This is a genomic window from Micromonospora sp. WMMC241 (genome assembly GCF_027460165.1).
Classification (GTDB): Bacteria; Actinomycetota; Actinomycetes; order Mycobacteriales; family Micromonosporaceae; genus Micromonospora; species Micromonospora humi.
The window spans coordinates 376,266-394,523 of sequence record NZ_JAPZBF010000001.1 but is presented as its reverse complement, the minus strand read 5'-3'; the positions used below and the strand labels follow the sequence as shown (position 1 = coordinate 394,523).

21 protein-coding genes are annotated in these 18,258 nt (G+C 72.8%); 9 read left to right on the top strand and 12 right to left on the bottom strand.

The features are described from left to right. Positions 1–26 precede the first annotated feature (26 nt). The 5 genes from O7598_RS01935 to mtfM all read right to left on the bottom strand — a co-directional run bounded on the left by O7598_RS01935 (position 27) and on the right by mtfM (position 3,221). The gene (locus tag O7598_RS01935; RefSeq protein ID WP_269689741.1) at positions 27–854 is read right to left on the bottom strand and encodes a 3-keto-5-aminohexanoate cleavage protein; all 828 of its coding nucleotides are present in this window, start codon (positions 852–854) and stop codon (positions 27–29) included. Between the two features lie 92 nt (positions 855–946). Beyond that, positions 947–2,056, bottom strand: a complete 1,110-nt coding sequence (gene ygfZ, locus O7598_RS01930) for a CAF17-like 4Fe-4S cluster assembly/insertion protein YgfZ (protein ID WP_269689740.1) — start codon at positions 2,054–2,056, stop codon at positions 947–949. Further along, the gene (locus O7598_RS01925; RefSeq protein WP_091069735.1) at positions 2,053–2,484 is read right to left on the bottom strand and encodes a Fur family transcriptional regulator; all 432 of its coding nucleotides are present in this window, start codon (positions 2,482–2,484) and stop codon (positions 2,053–2,055) included. Before O7598_RS01925 ends, ygfZ begins: the two co-directional genes overlap by 4 nt. A gap of 40 nt (positions 2,485–2,524) precedes the next feature. Further along, a complete protein-coding gene (locus tag O7598_RS01920; protein WP_091069737.1) occupies positions 2,525–3,112 on the bottom strand; it encodes an FABP family protein in 588 nt (195 codons plus the stop codon). Between the two features lie 4 nt (positions 3,113–3,116). Beyond that, positions 3,117–3,221 carry a small membrane protein MtfM gene (gene mtfM / locus O7598_RS01915; protein WP_013288813.1) on the bottom strand — a complete coding sequence of 35 codons (105 nt, stop codon included), beginning with the start codon at positions 3,219–3,221 and terminating at the stop codon, positions 3,117–3,119. A gap of 12 nt (positions 3,222–3,233) precedes the next feature. On the opposite strand from mtfM, the gene O7598_RS01910 reads away from it, so the two are divergent. From O7598_RS01910 to O7598_RS01900, 3 genes are all read left to right on the top strand, one after another. Further along, the gene (locus O7598_RS01910; protein WP_269689739.1) at positions 3,234–3,608 is read left to right on the top strand and encodes a DsrE family protein; all 375 of its coding nucleotides are present in this window, start codon (positions 3,234–3,236) and stop codon (positions 3,606–3,608) included. 78 nt (positions 3,609–3,686) lie between these two features. Next, positions 3,687–4,070: an SCP2 sterol-binding domain-containing protein gene (locus O7598_RS01905; protein WP_269689738.1), complete on the top strand. Its 384-nt coding sequence runs from the start codon at positions 3,687–3,689 to the stop codon at positions 4,068–4,070. Beyond that, positions 4,067–6,121: an amylo-alpha-1,6-glucosidase gene (locus O7598_RS01900; RefSeq protein WP_269689737.1), complete on the top strand. Its 2,055-nt coding sequence runs from the start codon at positions 4,067–4,069 to the stop codon at positions 6,119–6,121. The genes O7598_RS01905 and O7598_RS01900 overlap by 4 nt, the downstream gene beginning before the upstream one ends. A 12-nt stretch (positions 6,122–6,133) precedes the next feature. On the opposite strand, the gene O7598_RS01895 is transcribed toward O7598_RS01900, so the two are convergent. From O7598_RS01895 to O7598_RS01870, 7 genes are all read right to left on the bottom strand, one after another. Next, the gene (locus tag O7598_RS01895; protein WP_269689736.1) at positions 6,134–6,982 is read right to left on the bottom strand and encodes a hypothetical protein; all 849 of its coding nucleotides are present in this window, start codon (positions 6,980–6,982) and stop codon (positions 6,134–6,136) included. 54 nt (positions 6,983–7,036) lie between these two features. Then, positions 7,037–8,089, bottom strand: coding sequence for a hypothetical protein (locus O7598_RS01890; protein WP_269689735.1), 1,053 nt, complete (start codon positions 8,087–8,089; stop codon positions 7,037–7,039). A gap of 191 nt (positions 8,090–8,280) precedes the next feature. Continuing rightward, positions 8,281–8,616, bottom strand: a complete 336-nt coding sequence (locus O7598_RS01885) for a DUF1416 domain-containing protein (protein WP_269689734.1) — start codon at positions 8,614–8,616, stop codon at positions 8,281–8,283. 2 nt (positions 8,617–8,618) lie between these two features. Continuing rightward, positions 8,619–9,467 (bottom strand): sulfurtransferase, encoded by an 849-nt coding sequence (locus tag O7598_RS01880; RefSeq protein ID WP_269689733.1) that lies wholly within the window; start codon positions 9,465–9,467, stop codon positions 8,619–8,621. Positions 9,468–9,661: 194 nt separating this feature from the next. Then, positions 9,662–9,739, bottom strand: coding sequence for an Ms5788A family Cys-rich leader peptide (locus tag O7598_RS31340; protein ID WP_310503780.1), 78 nt, complete (start codon positions 9,737–9,739; stop codon positions 9,662–9,664). 94 nt (positions 9,740–9,833) lie between these two features. Then, a complete protein-coding gene (locus O7598_RS01875; RefSeq protein ID WP_269689732.1) occupies positions 9,834–10,616 on the bottom strand; it encodes an LmeA family phospholipid-binding protein in 783 nt (260 codons plus the stop codon). A gap of 82 nt (positions 10,617–10,698) precedes the next feature. Next, complete coding sequence (locus tag O7598_RS01870) at positions 10,699–11,748, bottom strand: hypothetical protein (RefSeq protein WP_269689731.1); 1,050 nt, start codon at positions 11,746–11,748, stop codon at positions 10,699–10,701. Between the two features lie 245 nt (positions 11,749–11,993). Here O7598_RS01870 and O7598_RS01865 point away from each other — a divergent pair, with 245 nt between their 5' ends. The 6 genes from O7598_RS01865 to pstA all read left to right on the top strand — a co-directional run bounded on the left by O7598_RS01865 (position 11,994) and on the right by pstA (position 18,251). Beyond that, positions 11,994–12,713, top strand: a complete 720-nt coding sequence (locus O7598_RS01865; RefSeq protein ID WP_217628656.1) for a winged helix-turn-helix transcriptional regulator — start codon at positions 11,994–11,996, stop codon at positions 12,711–12,713. A 145-nt stretch (positions 12,714–12,858) separates the two neighbouring features. Next, a complete protein-coding gene (locus tag O7598_RS01860) occupies positions 12,859–13,683 on the top strand; it encodes a polysaccharide deacetylase family protein (protein ID WP_269689730.1) in 825 nt (274 codons plus the stop codon). A 67-nt stretch (positions 13,684–13,750) separates the two neighbouring features. Then, positions 13,751–14,707: a mycothiol synthase gene (gene mshD, locus O7598_RS01855; RefSeq protein ID WP_269689729.1), complete on the top strand. Its 957-nt coding sequence runs from the start codon at positions 13,751–13,753 to the stop codon at positions 14,705–14,707. Positions 14,708–14,938: 231 nt separating this feature from the next. Further along, positions 14,939–16,036 (top strand): phosphate ABC transporter substrate-binding protein PstS, encoded by a 1,098-nt coding sequence (gene pstS, locus O7598_RS01850; protein WP_269689728.1) that lies wholly within the window; start codon positions 14,939–14,941, stop codon positions 16,034–16,036. A 41-nt stretch (positions 16,037–16,077) separates the two neighbouring features. Continuing rightward, complete coding sequence (pstC, locus tag O7598_RS01845) at positions 16,078–17,163, top strand: phosphate ABC transporter permease subunit PstC (RefSeq protein ID WP_269689727.1); 1,086 nt, start codon at positions 16,078–16,080, stop codon at positions 17,161–17,163. Next, positions 17,163–18,251 (top strand): phosphate ABC transporter permease PstA, encoded by a 1,089-nt coding sequence (gene pstA, locus O7598_RS01840; RefSeq protein WP_269689726.1) that lies wholly within the window; start codon positions 17,163–17,165, stop codon positions 18,249–18,251. Before pstC ends, pstA begins: the two co-directional genes overlap by 1 nt. The last annotated feature ends 7 nt before the right edge of the window (positions 18,252–18,258 follow it).

Below are 18,258 nucleotides of genomic sequence, written 5' to 3'. Positions count from 1 at the left end.
TACAGGGGTACGGGCGCGTGCGCCGCTTACACGCCGAGCAGCGCGCGGGCCTCCGCGGTGGTCAGCGGCGGGCGCTGGGCGAGCTGGGCGAAGCCGACCGCCCGCGCGACGAGCTGCATGTTGGACTCCACCGGGCGGCCCTTGGCGTAGGTGACCGTGTCCTCCATGCCGACCCGCAGGTGACCGCCGGCCGACAGCGAGGCCAGCATCACCGGGATGGTGCTGCGCCCGATGCCGGTGGCCGAGAACGTGGTGCCCTCCGGCAGGTCCCGCAGCATCTGGTGGGCGGCGACCAGGGTGGCCGTGGTGCCCGGCATGCCGCCCGGCACGCCCATCACGAAGTCGACGTGCACGTGCCCGCCGTGCGGCAGCCCGTACTTGCCGAGCAGCCGCTGCAACGCGGTGAGGTGGCCCAGCTCGAAGATCTCGTACTCGGGGACGACGCCCCGCTCCTGCATCCGGGTGTGCAGGTCGACGATGAACTCCCAGCGGTTGAGGAACACGTCGTCGCCGAAGTTGACAGTGCCCATGGTGCAGGAGGCCATGTCCGGCGCGGCGTCGACGACGGCCAGCCGGTGTGCCTCCGGGTCGGTCACCGCGCCGCCGGAGGAGAGCTGAACGATCAGGTCGGTGCTCTCCCGCAGCGCCGTCACGGTCTCCCGCAGCCGGCCCTGGTCGAGCGTGGGCCGCGCCTCGTCGTCGCGGATGTGGACGTGGACCACGGCCGCGCCGAGCGCCTCGCACTCCTTGGCGGTCAGCAGCAGCTCGTCGAGCGTCACCGGCAGCGCCGGCACCTCCGCCTTGGCCGACTCCGCGCCGGTGGGGGCAACCGTGATCAACGTCCCTGTCGTCATGCCCCGGATCCTAGACCGCCAGCCAGCGCCACCTCGACGGGTGTTGAGCGGGGGCCCTTCCTCTACCGGAGGCGTTAAGAAGGGGCCCCTCCTTACACATCGATGGCGGCGGCGCTCTCGCCGACCATCAGGCGCGCGTCGTCGGGAGTGTTGCGCTTGATGACGGCGAGCGCGATCTGACCCAGCTCGTAGTGGTGCACCGCGGTGCCGACGAACCCGACGGTCCGGCCGTCCAGCGTCACCGGCGTGCCGGCGGCCGGCGGCTGGTCGCTCGCGACGCCGTCCAGGTGCAGCAGCGCGAGCCGGCGCGGCGGCCGGCCCAGGTTGTGCACCCGGGCCACCGTCTCCTGCCCCCGGTAGCAGCCCTTGTCCAGGTGCACGGCCGGGGCGATCAGGTCCACCTCGGCGGGGATCGTCCGGTGGTCGGTGTCCACGCCGACCCGGGCCCGGCGGGCGGCCACCCGGATCGCCTCGTACGCCCACAGCCCGGCCACCGCCACGCCCGCGCCGCGCAGCCGGTCCACCACCTCGGCCATGGCCGGGCGGGGCACCAGCAGGTCGACGCCGAGCGCCACCCGCCGGGCCCAGCCGCCGGTCGGCAGCGGCTTGACGTCGTAGAGCACGGAGGGCCGCGCAGGCACCTCGCCGGAACGGAACTTCGGGCCCGGCACCCCGACCAGGTCGGGTGCGGCCAACTCGGTGACGTCCAGCGTGGCGAGCGCGCCGGCGGCCTCCGGGCCGACCAGCGAGAGCAGCGCGTGCTCGGCGGTGGCGTCGCGCGGGTCGACCTTGCTGAAGAACCGCATCCGCTCCAGGTACGACAGCAGCCCGGCGGTCATCCCCGGCTCGGTGTCCAGCCAGGTGGTCTCGCCGTCCTCGGCGACCGACGCGTGCTGCTCGACGTGGCCGTTCGGCGAGAGCACCAGCAACTCGGTGCCCTGCCACGGGGCCAGGCCGGACAGGTGCTGGCTGGTCAGGGTGTGCAGCCAGCCGATCCGCTCCTCGCCCGGCACCGCGACCACGCCCCGGTGCGAGCGGTCGACCAGGCCCACGCCGGTGGCCAGGACGCGCTGTTCGCGCATCGGGTCGCCGTAGTGCGCGGCCACCGGAGCCACGCCGGCCGCCCGGTGGGCCGCCTCGGGCTGGTCCCGGGTCTGCTCGTCGATGGCGTCGGTGGTCACCGCGCCGGCGATGTCGATCATGTGGGTTCCCCGTTCTGTGCGCACCGACCGCAGACCCCGAAGAGCGCCACGTGCCCGATGTCGACCTGGAAGCCGCGCTGCGCGGCCAGCTGGTCGGCGAGCGGCCGGAGCATCTCCGGGGAGATCTCGTCGATCGCCCCGCACTCCCGGCACACCAGGTGCACGTGCTGGTGCTCGCCGGCCGCGTGGTAGGTCGGCGAGCCGTGCGAGAGGTGGGTGTGGGTGACCAGGCCGAGCCGTTCGAGCAGCTCCAGCGTGCGGTAGATGGTGGTGATGTTGACCCCGGCCGCGACCTCACGGACCGCCGTGTGGACCTGCTCCGGGGTGGCGTGCCCCAGCTCCAGGACGGCCCGCAGGACCAGCTGCCGCTGCGCCGTCAGCCGCAGCCCGCGCGAGCGGAGCAGTTCCGCGAGGGAGGATTCGGACACCCTCCGATCATAGTTCGGGCGCCGCGCCGCGCCGATCCGGTCAGCCGGCCACCCGGATCAGGCGGGCGGAGAGGTGCGGGCTGAGGGGGTGTCCCATGGCGGCCATCTCCTGCGCGTAGAGCAGGGCGCCCTCGACGATGCCGAACAGGCGGGCGCCGGCCGTGACCTCCTTCGCCGTCGCGGTGCGGACGACCGCGTCGGTGGAGAACTCGATCTGGGTGCCCTTGCGCTTGCCGATGTGCAGCTCCATCACGCCGGTCGGCACGCTCATCAGCGCCTCGATCTCGTCGGTGACCCGCTCGCCGTCCAGCACCGGACGCCACCAGCCCACCTCGCGACCGGCCGGGCGGACCGGGCGGCTCTGCTCGTCGAGGATCCAGGCCCGCGACTCGTAGAGCAGGAACGGCCGGCCGTCATGGCTGATCCGGATCTCCTGGGCGAAGTCGAAGTCCTCGATCGTCGGGAAGCCGCCCCGACCCCGGCCGCGCCACACCCCGATGTACGGCAGCAGCCCGTCCAGGCTGGGGTGCAACTTCGGGCCGACGCGCAGGTCGTGGCTCTCCTCGTACGGGTATTCCTCGACCGGGGGCGCGTTCAGCCACGGCGGCTGAAGCGGATTCTCACTCACGCACTCACCACTTACCTCTTGCTATCCGGACCGCGACATAGACCAGGCCACCGGCGAGCGCGCCGAGGCCGGCGACCAGCAGGCTGACGAACCCGATCTCGGTAACCATCCGGGCCATCCTATGCTGGGCGGCATGACGCGCACTCTCGTCGTCAAGGCCACCGCCGGGGCGGACGCCCCGGAACGCTGCGCCCAAGCGTTCACCGTCGCCGCCACCGCGGCCGCTGCCGGGGTGGACGTGTCGCTCTGGCTGACCGGCGAGTCGACCTGGTTCGCGTTGCCCGGCCGGGCGGAGTCGTTCGAGCTGCCGCACTCGGCGCCGCTGGGCGAGCTGCTGCACGTGATCCTCACCACCGGGCGGGTGACCGCCTGCACCCAGTGCGCGGCCCGCCGGGAGATCGGCCCGGACGACGTGCTCGCGGGCGTCCGGATCGCCGGGGCGGCGGTCTTCGTCGAGGAGGCGATGGCCGAGGGCGCGCAGGCCCTGGTCTACTGAACCGCCCGCCGGGTTGTCCATTCTGCCCGGTGCGCCGATCCTGACCCGATATGCCGGGCTCGCGCCTACCATTCGGATGTGAGTGAGGCGATCGAACGATTCTTCGCGTCCCTGCCGGCGCGCGCCCCCGCCCTGTTGCGCAGCCCGATCGGCGGCACCCTCCGGATCGACCTCGCCGACGGCAACCACACCGAACATTGGTACGTGACGCTGGCGCCCGGCTCGGCCCGCGTGAGCCGGCAGGAGGAGGGTGCGGCGGATGCCATCCTGACCATCGGCACCCAGCTCTTCGAGGCACTGGTCACCGGCCGGGAGGCCGCGCTGTCGGCGGTGCTGCGCAACGAGGCCACGTTCGGCGGGCACGTCGTGCTGTTCCTGGCGCTCCGCCGCTTCCTGCCCGACCCGCCCGACGTCCGGGACCCGCGGGAGACCGCCCGCGAACACGTCCGGCGGTCGGCGTGAAGGAACGGGTCAGCATCCTCGACGGCAACACCTTCCTGGTCAGCGACCGACGCGGCAACATCGAACCGTCGTACGACTTCCCCACCGGGCTGTTCTCCTTCGACACCCGGTTCATCTCGACCTGGATCCTCTCCCTCGACGGCCAACTGCTGCACGCGCTCTCCATCGACGACTCGCTCTCCTACAAGACCCGGTTCTTCATGGTCCCCGGCGAACCGACGCACTACCTGGACGCGGACGTCTCGGTGATCCGCAGCCGCTCGATCGGCGGCAGCTTCGACGAGGAACTGACCCTGCTCAACCACTCCGAGCAGGAGCAGGAGTTCCGTCTCCGGCTCGACATCGGCTCCGACTTCGCCGACCTCTTCGAGATCAAGCACCGGCGGGAGAAGAAGGGCAGCACCACGCCGACGGTGGAGGAGAACGGCCTGCGGCTCACCTACCGCCGGCAGGGATTCCACCGGGAGGCCAGGATCAGCAGCACCGCCCCGGCCGAGGTCGACCGGGACGGGATGACGTTCCGGATCCGCATCGCGGCGCACGGCGAGTGGACCACCCGGCTGCACGTCGCCACCATGATCTACGGGGCGCGGGGCGAGGACATCAGGGCCACCCTGCCACTCGGCGGCCACCGCTCGGTGGCGGCCATCGAGGCCGAGCAGAACGCGCTCATCGAACGCGCGCCCACGCTGGGCTGCGACTGCGAACCGCTGGCCGGGGCGTACCGGCGCAGCCTCACCGACCTGGCCGCCCTCCGGTACGAGTCGATCACGCTCGGCGTGCGGCTGGTCGCCGCCGGCCTGCCCTGGTTCATGACGCTGTTCGGCCGGGACAGCATCTTCACCTCGCTGCAGATCCTGCCGTTCCTGCCCGAGGTGATCCAGCCGACCATCCTCATGCTGGCCGGGTTGCAGGGCGTACGGATCGACGACTTCCGGGACGAGGAGCCCGGCAAGATCCTGCACGAGCTTCGGTACGGCGAGACCGCCGGCTTCCAGGAGCAGCCGCACTCGCCGTACTACGGCGCGGCCGACACCACCGCGCTCTTCGTGATCCTGCTCGACGAGTACGAGCGGTGGACCGGGGACACGAAGCTGGTCCGCCAGCTCGAACAGGAGACCCGGGCGGCGCTGGCCTGGCTCGACACGTACGGGGACCTGCTCGGCACGGGCTACGTCTGGTACATGACCCGCAACCCGGAGAGCGGGCTGCCCAACCAGTGCTGGAAGGACTCCCCGGACGCCATCTCCTACTCCGACGGCCGGCTGCCGCCGTTCCCCCGGGCCACCTGCGAACTACAGGGGTACGCCTACGACGCCAAGCGGCGCGGCGCCCGGATGGCCCGCGAACTCTGGGGCGATCCGGCCTATGCGGACCGGCTGGAACGCGAGGCGGCGGCGCTCAAGGAGCGGTTCAACCGCGACTTCTGGATCCCGGAACGGGAGTACTACGCGCTGGCCCTGGACCCGCAGGGACGACACGTGGACGCGCTCACCTCCAACATCGGTCACCTGCTGTGGAGCGGCATCGTCGACGAGTCCCGCGCCCCGGCGGTCGCCGCGCATCTGCTCGGGCCACGTCTCTTCTCCGGCTGGGGCGTCCGCACGCTCGCCGACGACCAGGGCCGCTACAACCCGATCGGCTACCACGTCGGCACGGTATGGCCGTTCGACAACTCGATCATCGCCTGGGGCCTGTGGCGGTACGGCTTCCGGGAGGAGGCCGGCCAGATCTGCGACGCGATGCTCAGCGCCTCCCGCTACTTCGACGGGCGGCTCCCCGAGGCGTTCGCCGGCTACGAGCGCGGCCTCACCGACTATCCGGTGCAGTACCCGACCGCGTGCAGCCCGCAGGCCTGGTCCGCCGGCACCCCCCTGCTGCTGCTCCGGGTGATGCTGGGGCTGGAGCCGCAGGGCGAGCACCTGATCATCGATCCGGCGGTACCGCCCGGGATGGGCCGGGTGGAGCTGCTCGACATCCCCGGCCGGTGGGGACGGGTGGACGCGTTGGGCCGCAGCCGCGCCCCGCACGACGAGAACCACCGGCACTGAGCCCGGCCGGGTTCAGGACGGGCAGGAGGTGGTCACCGCCACCCGGACCCGCTCGTCGACCCGCTCCGCCAGCACCGCCGGATCACCCGGTCGGGCGTACCTGTCGACGGAGTCCACCACCGGCGCGGCGCCGGCACCGAACGCGGCGGCCAGCCGCTGGTCCGCCGGCGCGGCCGCCTCGGCGCGGGCGGTCCGGGCGGTGCCACCGCCGGGGCAGGGCGCGGTCAGCACCTGGACCGCCCCGGTCGCGCCGCCCCAGGGACCCAACGCGCGGGCCAGCGCGGCGGACTCCCCGGCGGCGTCGGCGGCCGGGGCGCGGTAGCCCGCGCCGACCGGACGGCAGCCGGTGGCGGCGGTCAGCAGCACCCGCCCGGGCCCACCGGGCCGGCCCTCGACCGCCACGAAGTCGCCGGCGTCGGCGCGCAGCAGCGGCTCGCCGTCGAACGACGAGACGCCCGCCCGCCATTCCGACGGCAACCGGTCCGCCACCCGACGCAGCACGTCGCGGGCGTCGCCGCCGGTGGTCGCCACCTCGATGCCGCGCTCCAGGGCCGCGCCCCGTTCCAGCGGGGTCACCCGGCAGTCCCGCTCCAGCCGGTCGGGCAGGAGCGCCGGCACCCCGGCCGTACCGATCGCGGCGCTCAGCTCACCGATCGCCCGGTCCACCACCGGGCCGGCCTGGTCCAGGGAGCGCTGCTCCTTGACCGTGGGCGGATCGTTGCGCACCGACCACCAGGTCAGCCCGGCGAGCAGCACCGCCCACACCACCGCGGCGACCACCAACCAGCGCTGCCGGCGACGGCCGGGACTGGGCTGGTCGGGACGGGTGGGCGGGGCGTAGCCCGACGGGACGGCACTCACCGGGTCATGGTGTCACGCGTCGGCGAACCGCCCGCCCGCGGCTCGGCACCCCGGTCAGGCCGGGACGGACCGCCGGGACAGCAGCCACAGCAGGTAGAAGGGGCGCTGACGCAGCTCGCCGCGACGGTCGGCGTACTGGTCGGCGGCGAGCACGGCGGAGAAGAAACCGCCCGCCCCGAGCATGCCGAGCACCGGCGCCAACTGCGTGCCCTCCACCGCGACCAGGGTGGCCGCGACGGTCGCCACCGCGGCGCCGGCGGCCTGCACGGCTGACCGTCGGGCCACCCGGGCGACCTCGGAACGCGCCGCACGCACACCCTCCTGGATCTCCGCGTCGAGCTTCGCCAACTGCACCAGCGCCTTCTCCGGGTCGGTGTCGACGTCCAGCATCCGCCCCCGCAGGTGGGCCTGGGTCGCGGCGAGCGCGTCGCCCTCCTGGGTGAGGATGGCGCAGTAGTCGCGCAGCGAGGTGCCCTCCAGCATCGGCAGGTCCAGTCGGAGCAGCGGGGTGACCAGGCGTGCCTTCACCGGGTCCCCACTCGGCACGTCGACGACCCGGTGCCCCTTCACGATCAGGTCCAGCGTGCGGTCCGGATGGTCCCCCAGCTCGATCCGACCGACACTGTCGAAGGGCGACGAGGTCGACTGGGCGTCCGGCGCGCGGGACTCCAGGTGGCTGCGGCGGGAGGTCTGCGGGAAGTAGACCAGTTGACCGCTCTCCAGCAGCGGCGCGCAGTCCCGCAGGTACGCGCCGAGCCTCTCCAGGTCCTCGCACTCGGCGTAGAGGTCGTCGATCTGGACGTCCTCGAACCGGCAGTCCCGTCCGCAGCGGGCCGGGTCCTCCCCGCACCGCATGCACCGCTCGCGATTCGCCAGGTAGCGCGTGGCGCCGCCGGGCTGGGAGAGGATCAGCTTGCCGGTGACCAGCGTGGCCCGTTTGGTGAGGAACGAGAGGTCCTGGTCGAGACTGGCGACCGAGACGTCGAACGGACGGGACCGGCCGGACCGCCCGGTCGGCGCGAGGTCACGGGCGATCTCCTCGCCCCGGTTCCCGTCGATGAAGTCGACCAGGTAGCGACGGGCGTAGCCGGCGACGTCGTCAGGCACCTCGGTCCCCTTTCGGCGCGGCGGAACGCCGCCGCCCAGCGTGCCACGCCCGGGCAAGGAGCGCCGTCGACGCCCGTGGCCCGCCACCCCGGACGGGGGCGGCGGGCCACGATCCCAGCGTGTGGGTCAGGCGGCGCGGGCGTTAAGAAGGGGCCCTTCCTCTGCCGGAAGCGTTGACAGGGGGCCCTTCCTTACGCCTTCACGGTGACGGTGACCTCGTTGATGCCACGCGCGGCGGTCACGGCGGTGTCGCCGTTGCCGTGGCGGGAGAGCGCCCGCAGCGTCCACGAGCCCGGCGCGGCGAAGAACCGGAACTGGCCGGCCGGGGACGTCACCACCTCGGCGGTGAACTCACCCGTCGAGTCGAGCAGCCGGACGTAGGCGCCCGGCACCGCCTCGCCGGACTCGGCCAGCACCTGACCGGTGATCACGGTTTCCTTCTCCAGGTCCAGGCTGGCCGGGAGCGGGGCGGCCTGGTCCGGCGCGGCGCAGCCGGCAGCGGTCGGAGCAGTGGGTGCGGTCGCCATGGTCACGCCTCCCCGGGCTCGTCGCCGAGGGCCACCGGCACACCGACCAGCGAGCCGTACTCGGTCCAGGACCCGTCGTAGTTCTTCACGTTCCGGTGCCCGAGCAGCTCCTGGAGCACGAACCAGGTGTGCGACGAGCGCTCGCCGATCCGGCAGTAGGCGATGGTCTCCTTGCCGTCGTCCAGCCCGGCGGCGGCGTAGATCTTGCGAAGCTCGTCGTCGGACTTGAACGTGCCGTCCTCGTTGGCCGCCTTGGACCACGGCACGCTGATCGCGGTCGGCACGTGCCCGGCCCGCTGCGCCTGCTCCTGCGGAAGGTGGGCCGGGGCGAGCAGCCGGCCGGCGTACTCGTCGGGGCTGCGCACGTCGACCAGGTTCTTGGTGCCGATGGCGTCGACCACCTCGTCGCGGAACGCGCGGATCGAGGTGTCCGGCGCCTGCGCGACGTACTGCGTGGCCGGGCGGGTCACCGCGTCCTTCACGAGCGGGCGGGCGTCCAGCTCCCACTTCTTGCGACCGCCGTCGAGCAGCTTGACGTCGCGGTGGCCGTAGAGCTTGAAGTACCAGTACGCGTACGCGGCGAACCAGTTGTTGTTGCCGCCGTAGAGGATGACGGTGTCGTCGTTGGCGATGCCCCGCTCGGAGAGCAACGCGGCGAACTGCTCCTGGTTGACGAAGTCCCGCCGGATCTGGTCCTGCAGGTCGGTCTTCCAGTCGAGCTTGATCGCGCCGGCGATGTGGCCGGTGTCGTAGGCCGAGGTGTCCTCGTCGACCTCGACGAAGACGACGCCCGGGGCGTCGAGGTTCTTCTCGGCCCACTCGGCCGAGACGAGTGCGGTGTCGCGACTCATCAGATCACTCCCTGGTGAGGATGGGTGGTGAGCCTGCGCGCGGAGATCGAAGTCGGTGGTTGTCGCACCACGCGCGGGACCCAGAGCTAGGAACGGATCACGGGTACGTGCGACGGCGCCGCTGCCGGGCGTGGAGGGGGTGGTGAAGACCCTTGGTGCCGTGGCCGCTCAGGCGGCCGGAGACAGCCCCGCCGTCAGATGACGGGGCGACACAGGCAGGTGGCCACGCGGCACAGGTCGACCGCGCGCCGTTTGGTGAGGTGGGTCCCCATGGGCAGGGACATTACCAGCCGTCCCGGCATGCGCCACCGGTCCGACCAGCATGCGAGACGTCGACACCGCCAGCCGGGAGCGCCCGGCCGGCGGTCAGCCGGCCGAGTTGATCGGGACGTTCTTGGCGTCCGCGTCGACCACCAGGCCCTCCGGCGTCGGCGAGACCTTGCGGAGGTTGAGCTGGAACGGCAGTTCCGGCAGCGGCACGTCGATCGAGATGCTCTTGGCGTAGTTGGCCAGCAGCGTCCGGGCCAGCGCCACGTTCGGCAGGCCCTCGGCGGTGAGGTCGTTGAACCGCAGCGCCACCTTGCCGTCGGCCACTGTCACGTCGGCGATGCCGTTGACGGTCAGCTTGACGCCGAGGATGTCCACCGGCGCGGTCACCGCCAGCTTGCCGTCCCGCTCGCCGAGCGTCAGGCCGGGCCGCTTGATCAGCTTGGCCAGGCTGTCGTAGGTGACGGTGCCCCGCCCGTCGACGGTCTGGGCCACCACGTCGCCCTGACCGGAGCGGAGCGTGTCCAGCGACGCGGTCACGTTGCGGGCGTCCACGTCCAGCCGGGGCACGTCGACCGCGCCGCCCTGCACGTTGCCCTTCACGTCGGTCAGCTGGATCGAGATACGCTCGTACTTCCCGGCCAGCACCTGGTTGAGGAACGGGAAGCCACCCACCTCGACCTTGGGCGCGGCGGACTGCGCGTCCTGCTTGCTGAGCTCCTGCCGCACCTGGTCGGCGATGGCCCGCTCGGCGACCCCGGCCGCCACCCGGTCGGCGACGACCAGCAGCCCGGCCAGCACCAACAGCAGGACGACGAAACCGATCAGCACCTTCCGACCCCGGCGACGGGGCCGGCCCTCCGCCGGGTACGCCTCTGCCACGCCGCCTCCAAGCCTCGCCGCCGTCACCGCGTCTCGCGGCGCAACCGTACTTACCCGGGGCGAGACTTCTCCAACCGGGCGCTCAGAGGAAGAGCACACACATGGCGTACGCGGCGGGAGCGGCGAGCGCGAAGCCACCCAGCGGCCCCTGCATGTGCCGGGCCACCCACATGGTGGGCGGCTCGCCGGCCATCAGCCGGCCCGCCTCGGCGTACCCCACGGCGAGGTCGGCCAGCACGGCGGTGGCCGCGGTGACCACCCCGACCAGCGCGGCGCTGGTCGGGGTGAAGCCGACCAGGTAGCTGCCGAGCACGGCGCTGGTCAGGGTGCCGAGCATGGCGCCCGCGACGACGCCGGCCGCGCCGCGGGGCACCTGCGGGGCGAGTCGGGGCCACGGCGCCACCGCGTCGGTCAGCCGCGCCACCAGCAGGGCCACCCCGGCGGCGGTGAGGCAGACGGTGATCGCCTGGGTGCCCTTGGGGATCCGGCTGAGCACGATCAGCGAGGCGAATGCGACCACCCCGACCACGATGAGCAGGGTGCCGCCGAGCGAGTCGGTGACCCGGACCCGGTCCACCCGACGGACGAGCTGCCCGAGCACGCCGAGCACGAGGCCGGCGACCGCGGCGTAGCCGAGCGGGGCCAGGCCGGCGATGTCCGACTGCACGGCGGCGACGTCGGCGATCGCCGCGGTGCCGGCGCTGACCAGCGCGACGACCAGCAGCGCGGGCGGCCGCATGGCCATCGTCCAGGCGAGCACGTAGAGCAGTTGGACGCCGAAGATGATGGCGGCGAACGGCAGCCGGTGCCCCGGCCCGGCGGTCTGCGCCCCGAGCACCAGGCCGACGCCGAGCAGCGCGGCGAAGCCGGCCACGGTCAGCGCCAGCGGCCGGCGGAACTCCACCGGCGGCACCTCCTCCTCGGGCGCGGAGTCCGGGGCGTCGTCGGGGCGGCGGCCGGGGCCGCCCTTGCGGAGCCGGCGCGGGCCCTTACGCGCCCGCGGCTCCGCCTCCTCCTCGTCCGGCCCGGTGCGCGGGGCGGGCGGGTAGCCACGGGCGGGGGCGGACGGCCCGGAGGACGGGTCGTCGGCCCACGGTTCACGACCGGCGTCGCGCGAGGTGGAGGGAAACACGCCCCGATCGTGCCAGACCCGGGCGGCTCGGCGGAGGTCACGGTTTCGGCAACGTTAAAACCTGCGCCGCGATCGAGGGCAGAAAGGGCAAACGGGAAAAGGCGTGAAGGTGACGGCCGGACCATCGGTTAGGCTCACCCCGTTACCCCGCCCGTCAGCGACGCCGGGACCCACGCAAGTTCACAGCGCCGCCCCACCCGGGTGTGCCGCTGGTCGCGCGCGGCCGAAGGGCCGCCGGGACGGAGGTGATCGTGGAGCTCCTGCTGCTCGTGACCGCACGAGCGGGTGAGCCGTCGGCGGTGCTGCCGGCACTCGACCTGCTGCCGCACTCGGTGCGCACCGCACCCCGTGACGTGCGCACCCTGGTTTCCGGTCCGACCCCGGACGCCGTCCTGGTGGACGCCCGCTCCGAGTTGAGCGAGGCGCGGGCCACCTGCCGGATGCTGCACGCCACCGGGCTCGGCGTGCCGCTGGTCGCGGTGGTCACCGAGGCCGGTCTGATCGCGTTGAACGCCGACTGGGGCGTGGACGACGTCATCCTCGCCGCGGCCGGCCCGGCCGAGGTGGAGGCCCGGCTGCGGCTGGCGGTCGGCCGGCTGAGCAACGCCGTGGCCGGCGCCGGCGGCTCGATCCGGGCCGGCGAGCTGAACATCGACCCGGACACCTACGCCGCGAAGCTCAAGGGCCGGCCGCTCGACCTCACCTACAAGGAGTTCGAGCTGCTGAAGTTCCTCGCCCAGCACCCGGGACGGGTGTTCACCCGGGACCAGTTGCTGCGTGAGGTCTGGGGCTACGACTACTTCGGCGGCACCCGCACGGTCGACGTGCACGTCCGGCGGCTGCGCGCCAAGCTCGGCTCGGAGTACGAGTCGATGATCGGCACGGTCCGCCAGGTCGGCTACAAGTTCGTGGTGCCGCCGTCGCGCTCGTTGCCGGAGTCGGAGCCGGCCCCGCTGCCGGTCTGACCGCGGCCCCCAACCGGGGGCACTTTTCCTATATGCCCTATTTGTGCGCCAAGCCGCCCATATCCTGACTGCCGGATTCGTCAGGCTGAGGGGGGCCAACGGTGCGCGCGGTGACCACGGGGGCGGCGAACGGCCGGTACCACTGATGCCCGGCTCGACGCTGAAGGCGGTGGCGGTCGTCACCGTGGTGCTCGCCGGGCTGCTGGCCTCCGCGTACGCGCTGGGCCGCAGCCTGGTTGCCGAGCCGCACCCGTCGACGGCGGGCGCGACCACCTCGGCCTACGGCCCGCGCTACGCCGACCAGCCGCCCAGCGGCGACCCCGGCACGCCGAGCCCGGACCCGGCCCCGGACGCGGCCGACGGCACCGGCCCGTACGGCGCGCACGTCAGCACCGGCTCCGCCCGGGTCGCGCTGACCTTCGACGACGGCCCCGACCCCCGGTGGACGCCACAGGTGCTCGCACTGCTCGACCAGTACGGCGTGAAGGCCACGTTCTGCGTCGTCGGCGAGAACGCCGAGAGCTACCCGGACCTGGTCCGGTCGATCGCGGCCGAGGGGCACACCCTGTGCAACCACTCCTGGAAGCACGACGTCAACCTCGGCAGACGCACCCCGGAGACGATCCGGACGGACCTGGTGCGCACCAACGACGCGATCCTGGCCGCCGTCCCGAACGCCCACGTCGCCTACTACCGCCAGCCGGGCGGGGTCTGGACACCGCAGGTGATGTCGGCCTGCGCGCAGTTGGGTCTCACCCCGCTGCACTGGAGCGTCGACCCGTCGGACTGGAAGACGCCGGGTGCCACCGCCATCGAGGCCACCGTCCGCACCCAGACCGGGCCGGGCTCGATCGTGCTGATGCACGACGCGGGCGGGGACCGCTCCGGCACGGTCACCGCGTTGCAGCGGCTGCTGCCCGAGCTGCTGGCCCGGTTCGAGCTGGAGCCACTGCCCACCGGCGCCGCGTGACGAGCACCACCGCCCACGTCGTCGCTGCACCGCGAACGGCGGCCCACCGGCCGCTACCGTGACTCAGATGAGCAGCACCGAGCCGACGAGTGGTGGCGGACCCGACAAGGCGGCCCCGGGCGACCGGGTGGACTCCGCCGGCCGGCTGACGGCGCCCGAGGTCGCCGAGGTGCTGGCGCTGGCCCGGGCCGCCGGCGACGCCGACGGCGCCGACCCGCTCGACGAGCACGTGCTGCTGCGGATGCGCGACCCCGAGGCGCCGGCCGTACACCTCACCGCCCGCGCGGCCGACGGGACCCTGACCGGGTACGCGCACCTCGACACCACCGCCCCGGCCGAGGGGGTCGGCGTGGAGCTGGCGGTGCATCCGGGCCACCGGCGGCGGGGCACCGGGCGGGCGCTGGCCCGGGGCGTGCTCGCCGCCACGCCGGGGCCGCTGCGCGCCTGGGCGCACGGCGACCACCCGTCGGCCGCCGCGCTCGCGGTCGACCTGGGCTTCACCCGCGCCCGGGTGCTCTTCCAACTGCGCCGGCCGCTGACCGAGGCGGTGCCCGCACCGGCCCTGCCCGAGGGCGTCGAGCTGCGGGCGTTCCGGCCCGGCGAGGACGACGAGGCCTGGCTGGCGGTCAACAACGCCGCGTTCGCCCAGCACCCCGAGCAGGGCCGGTGGACCCTCGACGACCTGCGCGTACGGTTCGCCGAGCCGTGGTTCGACAGGGCCGGTTTCCTGCTGGCGGTGGACGCCGCCACCGGTCGGCTGCTCGGTTTCCACTGGACCAAGGTGCACGAGCGGCAGGGGTCGGCCCGGATCGGCGAGGTCTACGTGCTCGGCGTCGACCCGTCCGTCCACCGCGGCGGGCTCGGCCGGGCGCTCACCGCCGCCGGCCTGGCCCACCTGCGCGACCGACGCGGGCTGGACCGGGTGATGCTCTACGTCGACGAGAGCAACACCGGGGCGGTCGCGCTCTACGAGCGGCTCGGCTTCGCCCGCTGGTCCGCGCACGTCAACTACCAGCGCGACTGATCACCGAAGCGGCAAACCACCCACGAGGACGCCGACGGGCCGCCAGTTCACGAAATGGACAGGCCCTCCTCAGCGTACGGCCATCCCGCCGGCCGGACGTGTTCATCCCGCGTTCACTTCCGACCGGCGAACCGTCCACCTGGCCCTCCTAGCTTTCACGTCAAGCCGGTCAGCGCCGGCCCCCGGCAACCCCGGGCGACCTGACCAAAGACGTGAAGGGAAACCCCTCAAGTGAAGCTCCAGCGGCACGGCGCCATCGCCTGTCTCGCTCTTACCGCGGTTCTCGGTCTCAGCGCCTGCGGCTCGGACAACAACGAGCCGGCCTCCGCTTCCGGCTCCACCGCCGCCGTCGACTGCGGCAAGGGCACGCTGAACGCGCAGGGCTCCTCCGCGCAGAAGAACGCCATGGCCGAGTGGATCAAGGCCTACCAGCAGAAGTGCTCCGGCACCACGATCAACTACGAGCCGAGCGGCTCCGGCGCCGGCATCCAGGCGTTCATCGCCGGCACCGCCGACTTCGCCGGCTCCGACTCCGCGCTCAAGCCGGAGGAGCAGCCGCAGGCCGACGCCAAGTGCGCCGGTGGCCAGGCCCTCAACCTGCCGATGGTGATCGGCCCGGTCGCGGTCGTCTACAACGTCGGCGGTGCGGACAACCTCCAGTTCAGCCCGGCCACCCTGGCGAAGATCTTCGCCGGCAAGGTGACCAAGTGGGACGACGCGGCGATCAAGGCCGACAACCCGGACGCCAAGCTGCCGTCGGCCGCGATCCAGGCGGTGCACCGCTCCGACGAGTCGGGCACCACCGACAACTTCACCAAGTACCTTTCCAAGACCGCCGAGGCGGACTGGACCTTCGGCAACGCCAAGGCCTGGAAGGCGCCGGGCGGCGTCGGCGCGGCCAAGTCCGACGGTGTGGCCAGCAAGGTCAAGAGCACCGAGGGCACCATCAGCTACGTCGAGCTGTCGTACGCCGAGAACTCGGGCCTGAAGATGGCCAAGATCAAGAACGGCGCCGGCGAGTTCGTCGAGCTGACCGGCGACTCGGCCGGCAAGACCATCGCCGGGGCCAAGTTCGAGGGCCAGGGCAACGACCTCAAGATGTCGATCGACTACAACACCAAGGAGGCCGGGGCCTACCCGATCGTCCTGGCGACCTACGAGATCGTCTGCAGCAAGGGCCTCGCCGCCGACAAGCTGCCGCTGGTCAAGGGCCTGCTCGGCCACGCCGCCAGCGCCGAGGGCCAGCAGGAGCTGGCCGAGCTGGGCTACGCCCCGCTGCCGGACGCCGTCCGCACCAAGGTCGAGGCCGCCGTCAAGAGCCTCGCCTGACGCCCTGAACGACACCTCCTCAACGCGAAGCGAGCGAGCAGATGGGTGACACCCCTCAGCGCTCGGCGCACGCCGGCACCGGCGGGACCGGAGTGGCCACGAGCCACGAGCGGCCCGCCGGTGCCTCGGCGCGTGTGGCCGAGCGCTTCGGCAACCCCGGCCGCCCCGGCGGCGACCTCGGCGGGGGCGGCGGCCTGCCCCGCGCCCGCGCCTTCGGCGCGGAACGGGCGTTCCGCGGCCTGACCATGGCCGCCGGCACCACCGTGCTGGTGATCATCGCGGCCATCGCGATCTTCCTGATCGCCAAGGCCGTGCCGGCGCTGCGGGCCAACACCGAGTCGTTCTGGACCTTCGAGGGCTGGTTCCCCAACGACGACCCGCCGAAGTTCGGCATCGGCGCGCTCGCCTTCGGCACGGTCCTGAGCTCGCTGCTGGCGCTGTTCATGGCGGTGCCGGTCGCGCTGGGCATCGCCCTCTACCTGACGCACTACGCCCCGCGCCGGCTCGGCAACGGCCTGGGCTTCCTGATCGACCTGCTGGCCGCCGTACCGAGCGTGGTGTTCGGCCTCTGGGGCCGCGACTACTTCGCCGGACCGGTCGCCGACCTCTCCGCCTGGCTGCACACCTACTTCGGCTGGATCCCGATCTTCGGCGACGGCCCGTACGGAAGCTCGATCCTGCTCGGCTCCGTGGTGCTGGCGATCATGGTGCTGCCGATCGTCACGTCGCTCTCCCGCGAGGTGTTCCGGCAGACCCCGACCGCCAACGAGGAGGCCGCGCTCGCGCTCGGCGCCACCCGCTGGGAGATGATCCGCACCGCGGTCCTGCCGTACGGCCGGCCCGGCGTCATCGCCGCGGTGATGCTGGGCCTGGGCCGCGCGCTCGGCGAGACCATCGCGCTGGCGCTGACGCTCGGCTCGACGTACGCCATCTCGTTCAACATCCTGCAGAGCGGCGGCAACTCGATCGCCGCCAACATCGCCAACCGGTTCGCCGAGGCGAACGACACCGGCCGGGGCGCGCTGATCGCCTCCGGCCTGGTCCTCTTCGCGATCACGCTGATCGTCAACATCACCGCGCGGGCGATCATCTACCGGCGGCGCGAGTTCACGGAGTCGGCTGCCTGATGACCACCACACTTCCCACCCGTCGTCCGCGCCCGCCGGCCCAGCCGGCCACGCTGCGCGCCCGGCGGCTCCCCGCGTACGCCGCGCCCGCCATCGCCGTCGCGGCGCTGCTGGTCGCGACCGGCCTCGTGTACGGCGCCGGCATCGGCGGTCCGGTCCTGGTCGTGGTGCTCGGCGCGCTGCTCTACCTGGTCGGCCTCTTCGTCGCCACGAACGCGGTGGAGGGCCGACGGTCCGCCCGCAACCGGACCTGGAGCGCCCTGATCCACTCCGCCTTCGTGCTGGCCGTGCTGCCGCTGGCCTCGGTGGTCTGGACGCTCGTCAGCAAGGGCTCCGAGCGGCTGGACGGCAACTTCTTCGGCACCTCGATGAACAACATCGGGGCGCGGGACGCCAACGGCGGCGCCTACCACGCGATCATCGGCACGCTGGAGCAGGTCGGCATCGCCGCGCTGATCACCGTGCCGCTCGGCGTGCTCTGCGCGATCTACGTGGTCGAGTACGGCCGGGGCCGGTTCGCGTTCACCATCCGCTTCTTCGTGGACGTGATGACCGGCATCCCGTCGATCGTGACCGGCCTGTTCGTGCTGGCCTTCTGGGTGCTCATCGTGTCGCCCTGGTTCAACGACGGCCGGCCGAGCTTCTCCGGCTTCGCCGCCGCGCTGGCGTTGAGCGTGCTCATGCTGCCCACCGTGGTGCGGTCCACCGAGGAGATGCTCCGGCTGGTGCCGGCACCGCTGCGCGAGGGCGCGTACGCGCTCGGCGTACCGAAGTGGAAGACCATCCTGCGGGTCGTGCTGCCGACCGCGCTGCCCGGCATCGTCACCGGCATCATGCTCGCCATCGCGCGGGCCGCCGGTGAGACGGCGCCGGTGCTGCTCGTCGCCGGCGGCGGCGCGGCGATCAACTTCAACCCGTTCGAGAACAACCAGTCGTCGCTGGCGCTCTTCGTCTACCAGCAGGCCGGCGAGGCGTCGAAGTACTCGCCGGCGCGGGCCTGGACCGCGGCACTGACCCTGGTCGCGCTCGTCCTCGTCCTGACCGTCGCGGCCAAGCTGCTGGCCCGTCGAAACCAGCTCGGCCGATGAACCCCGG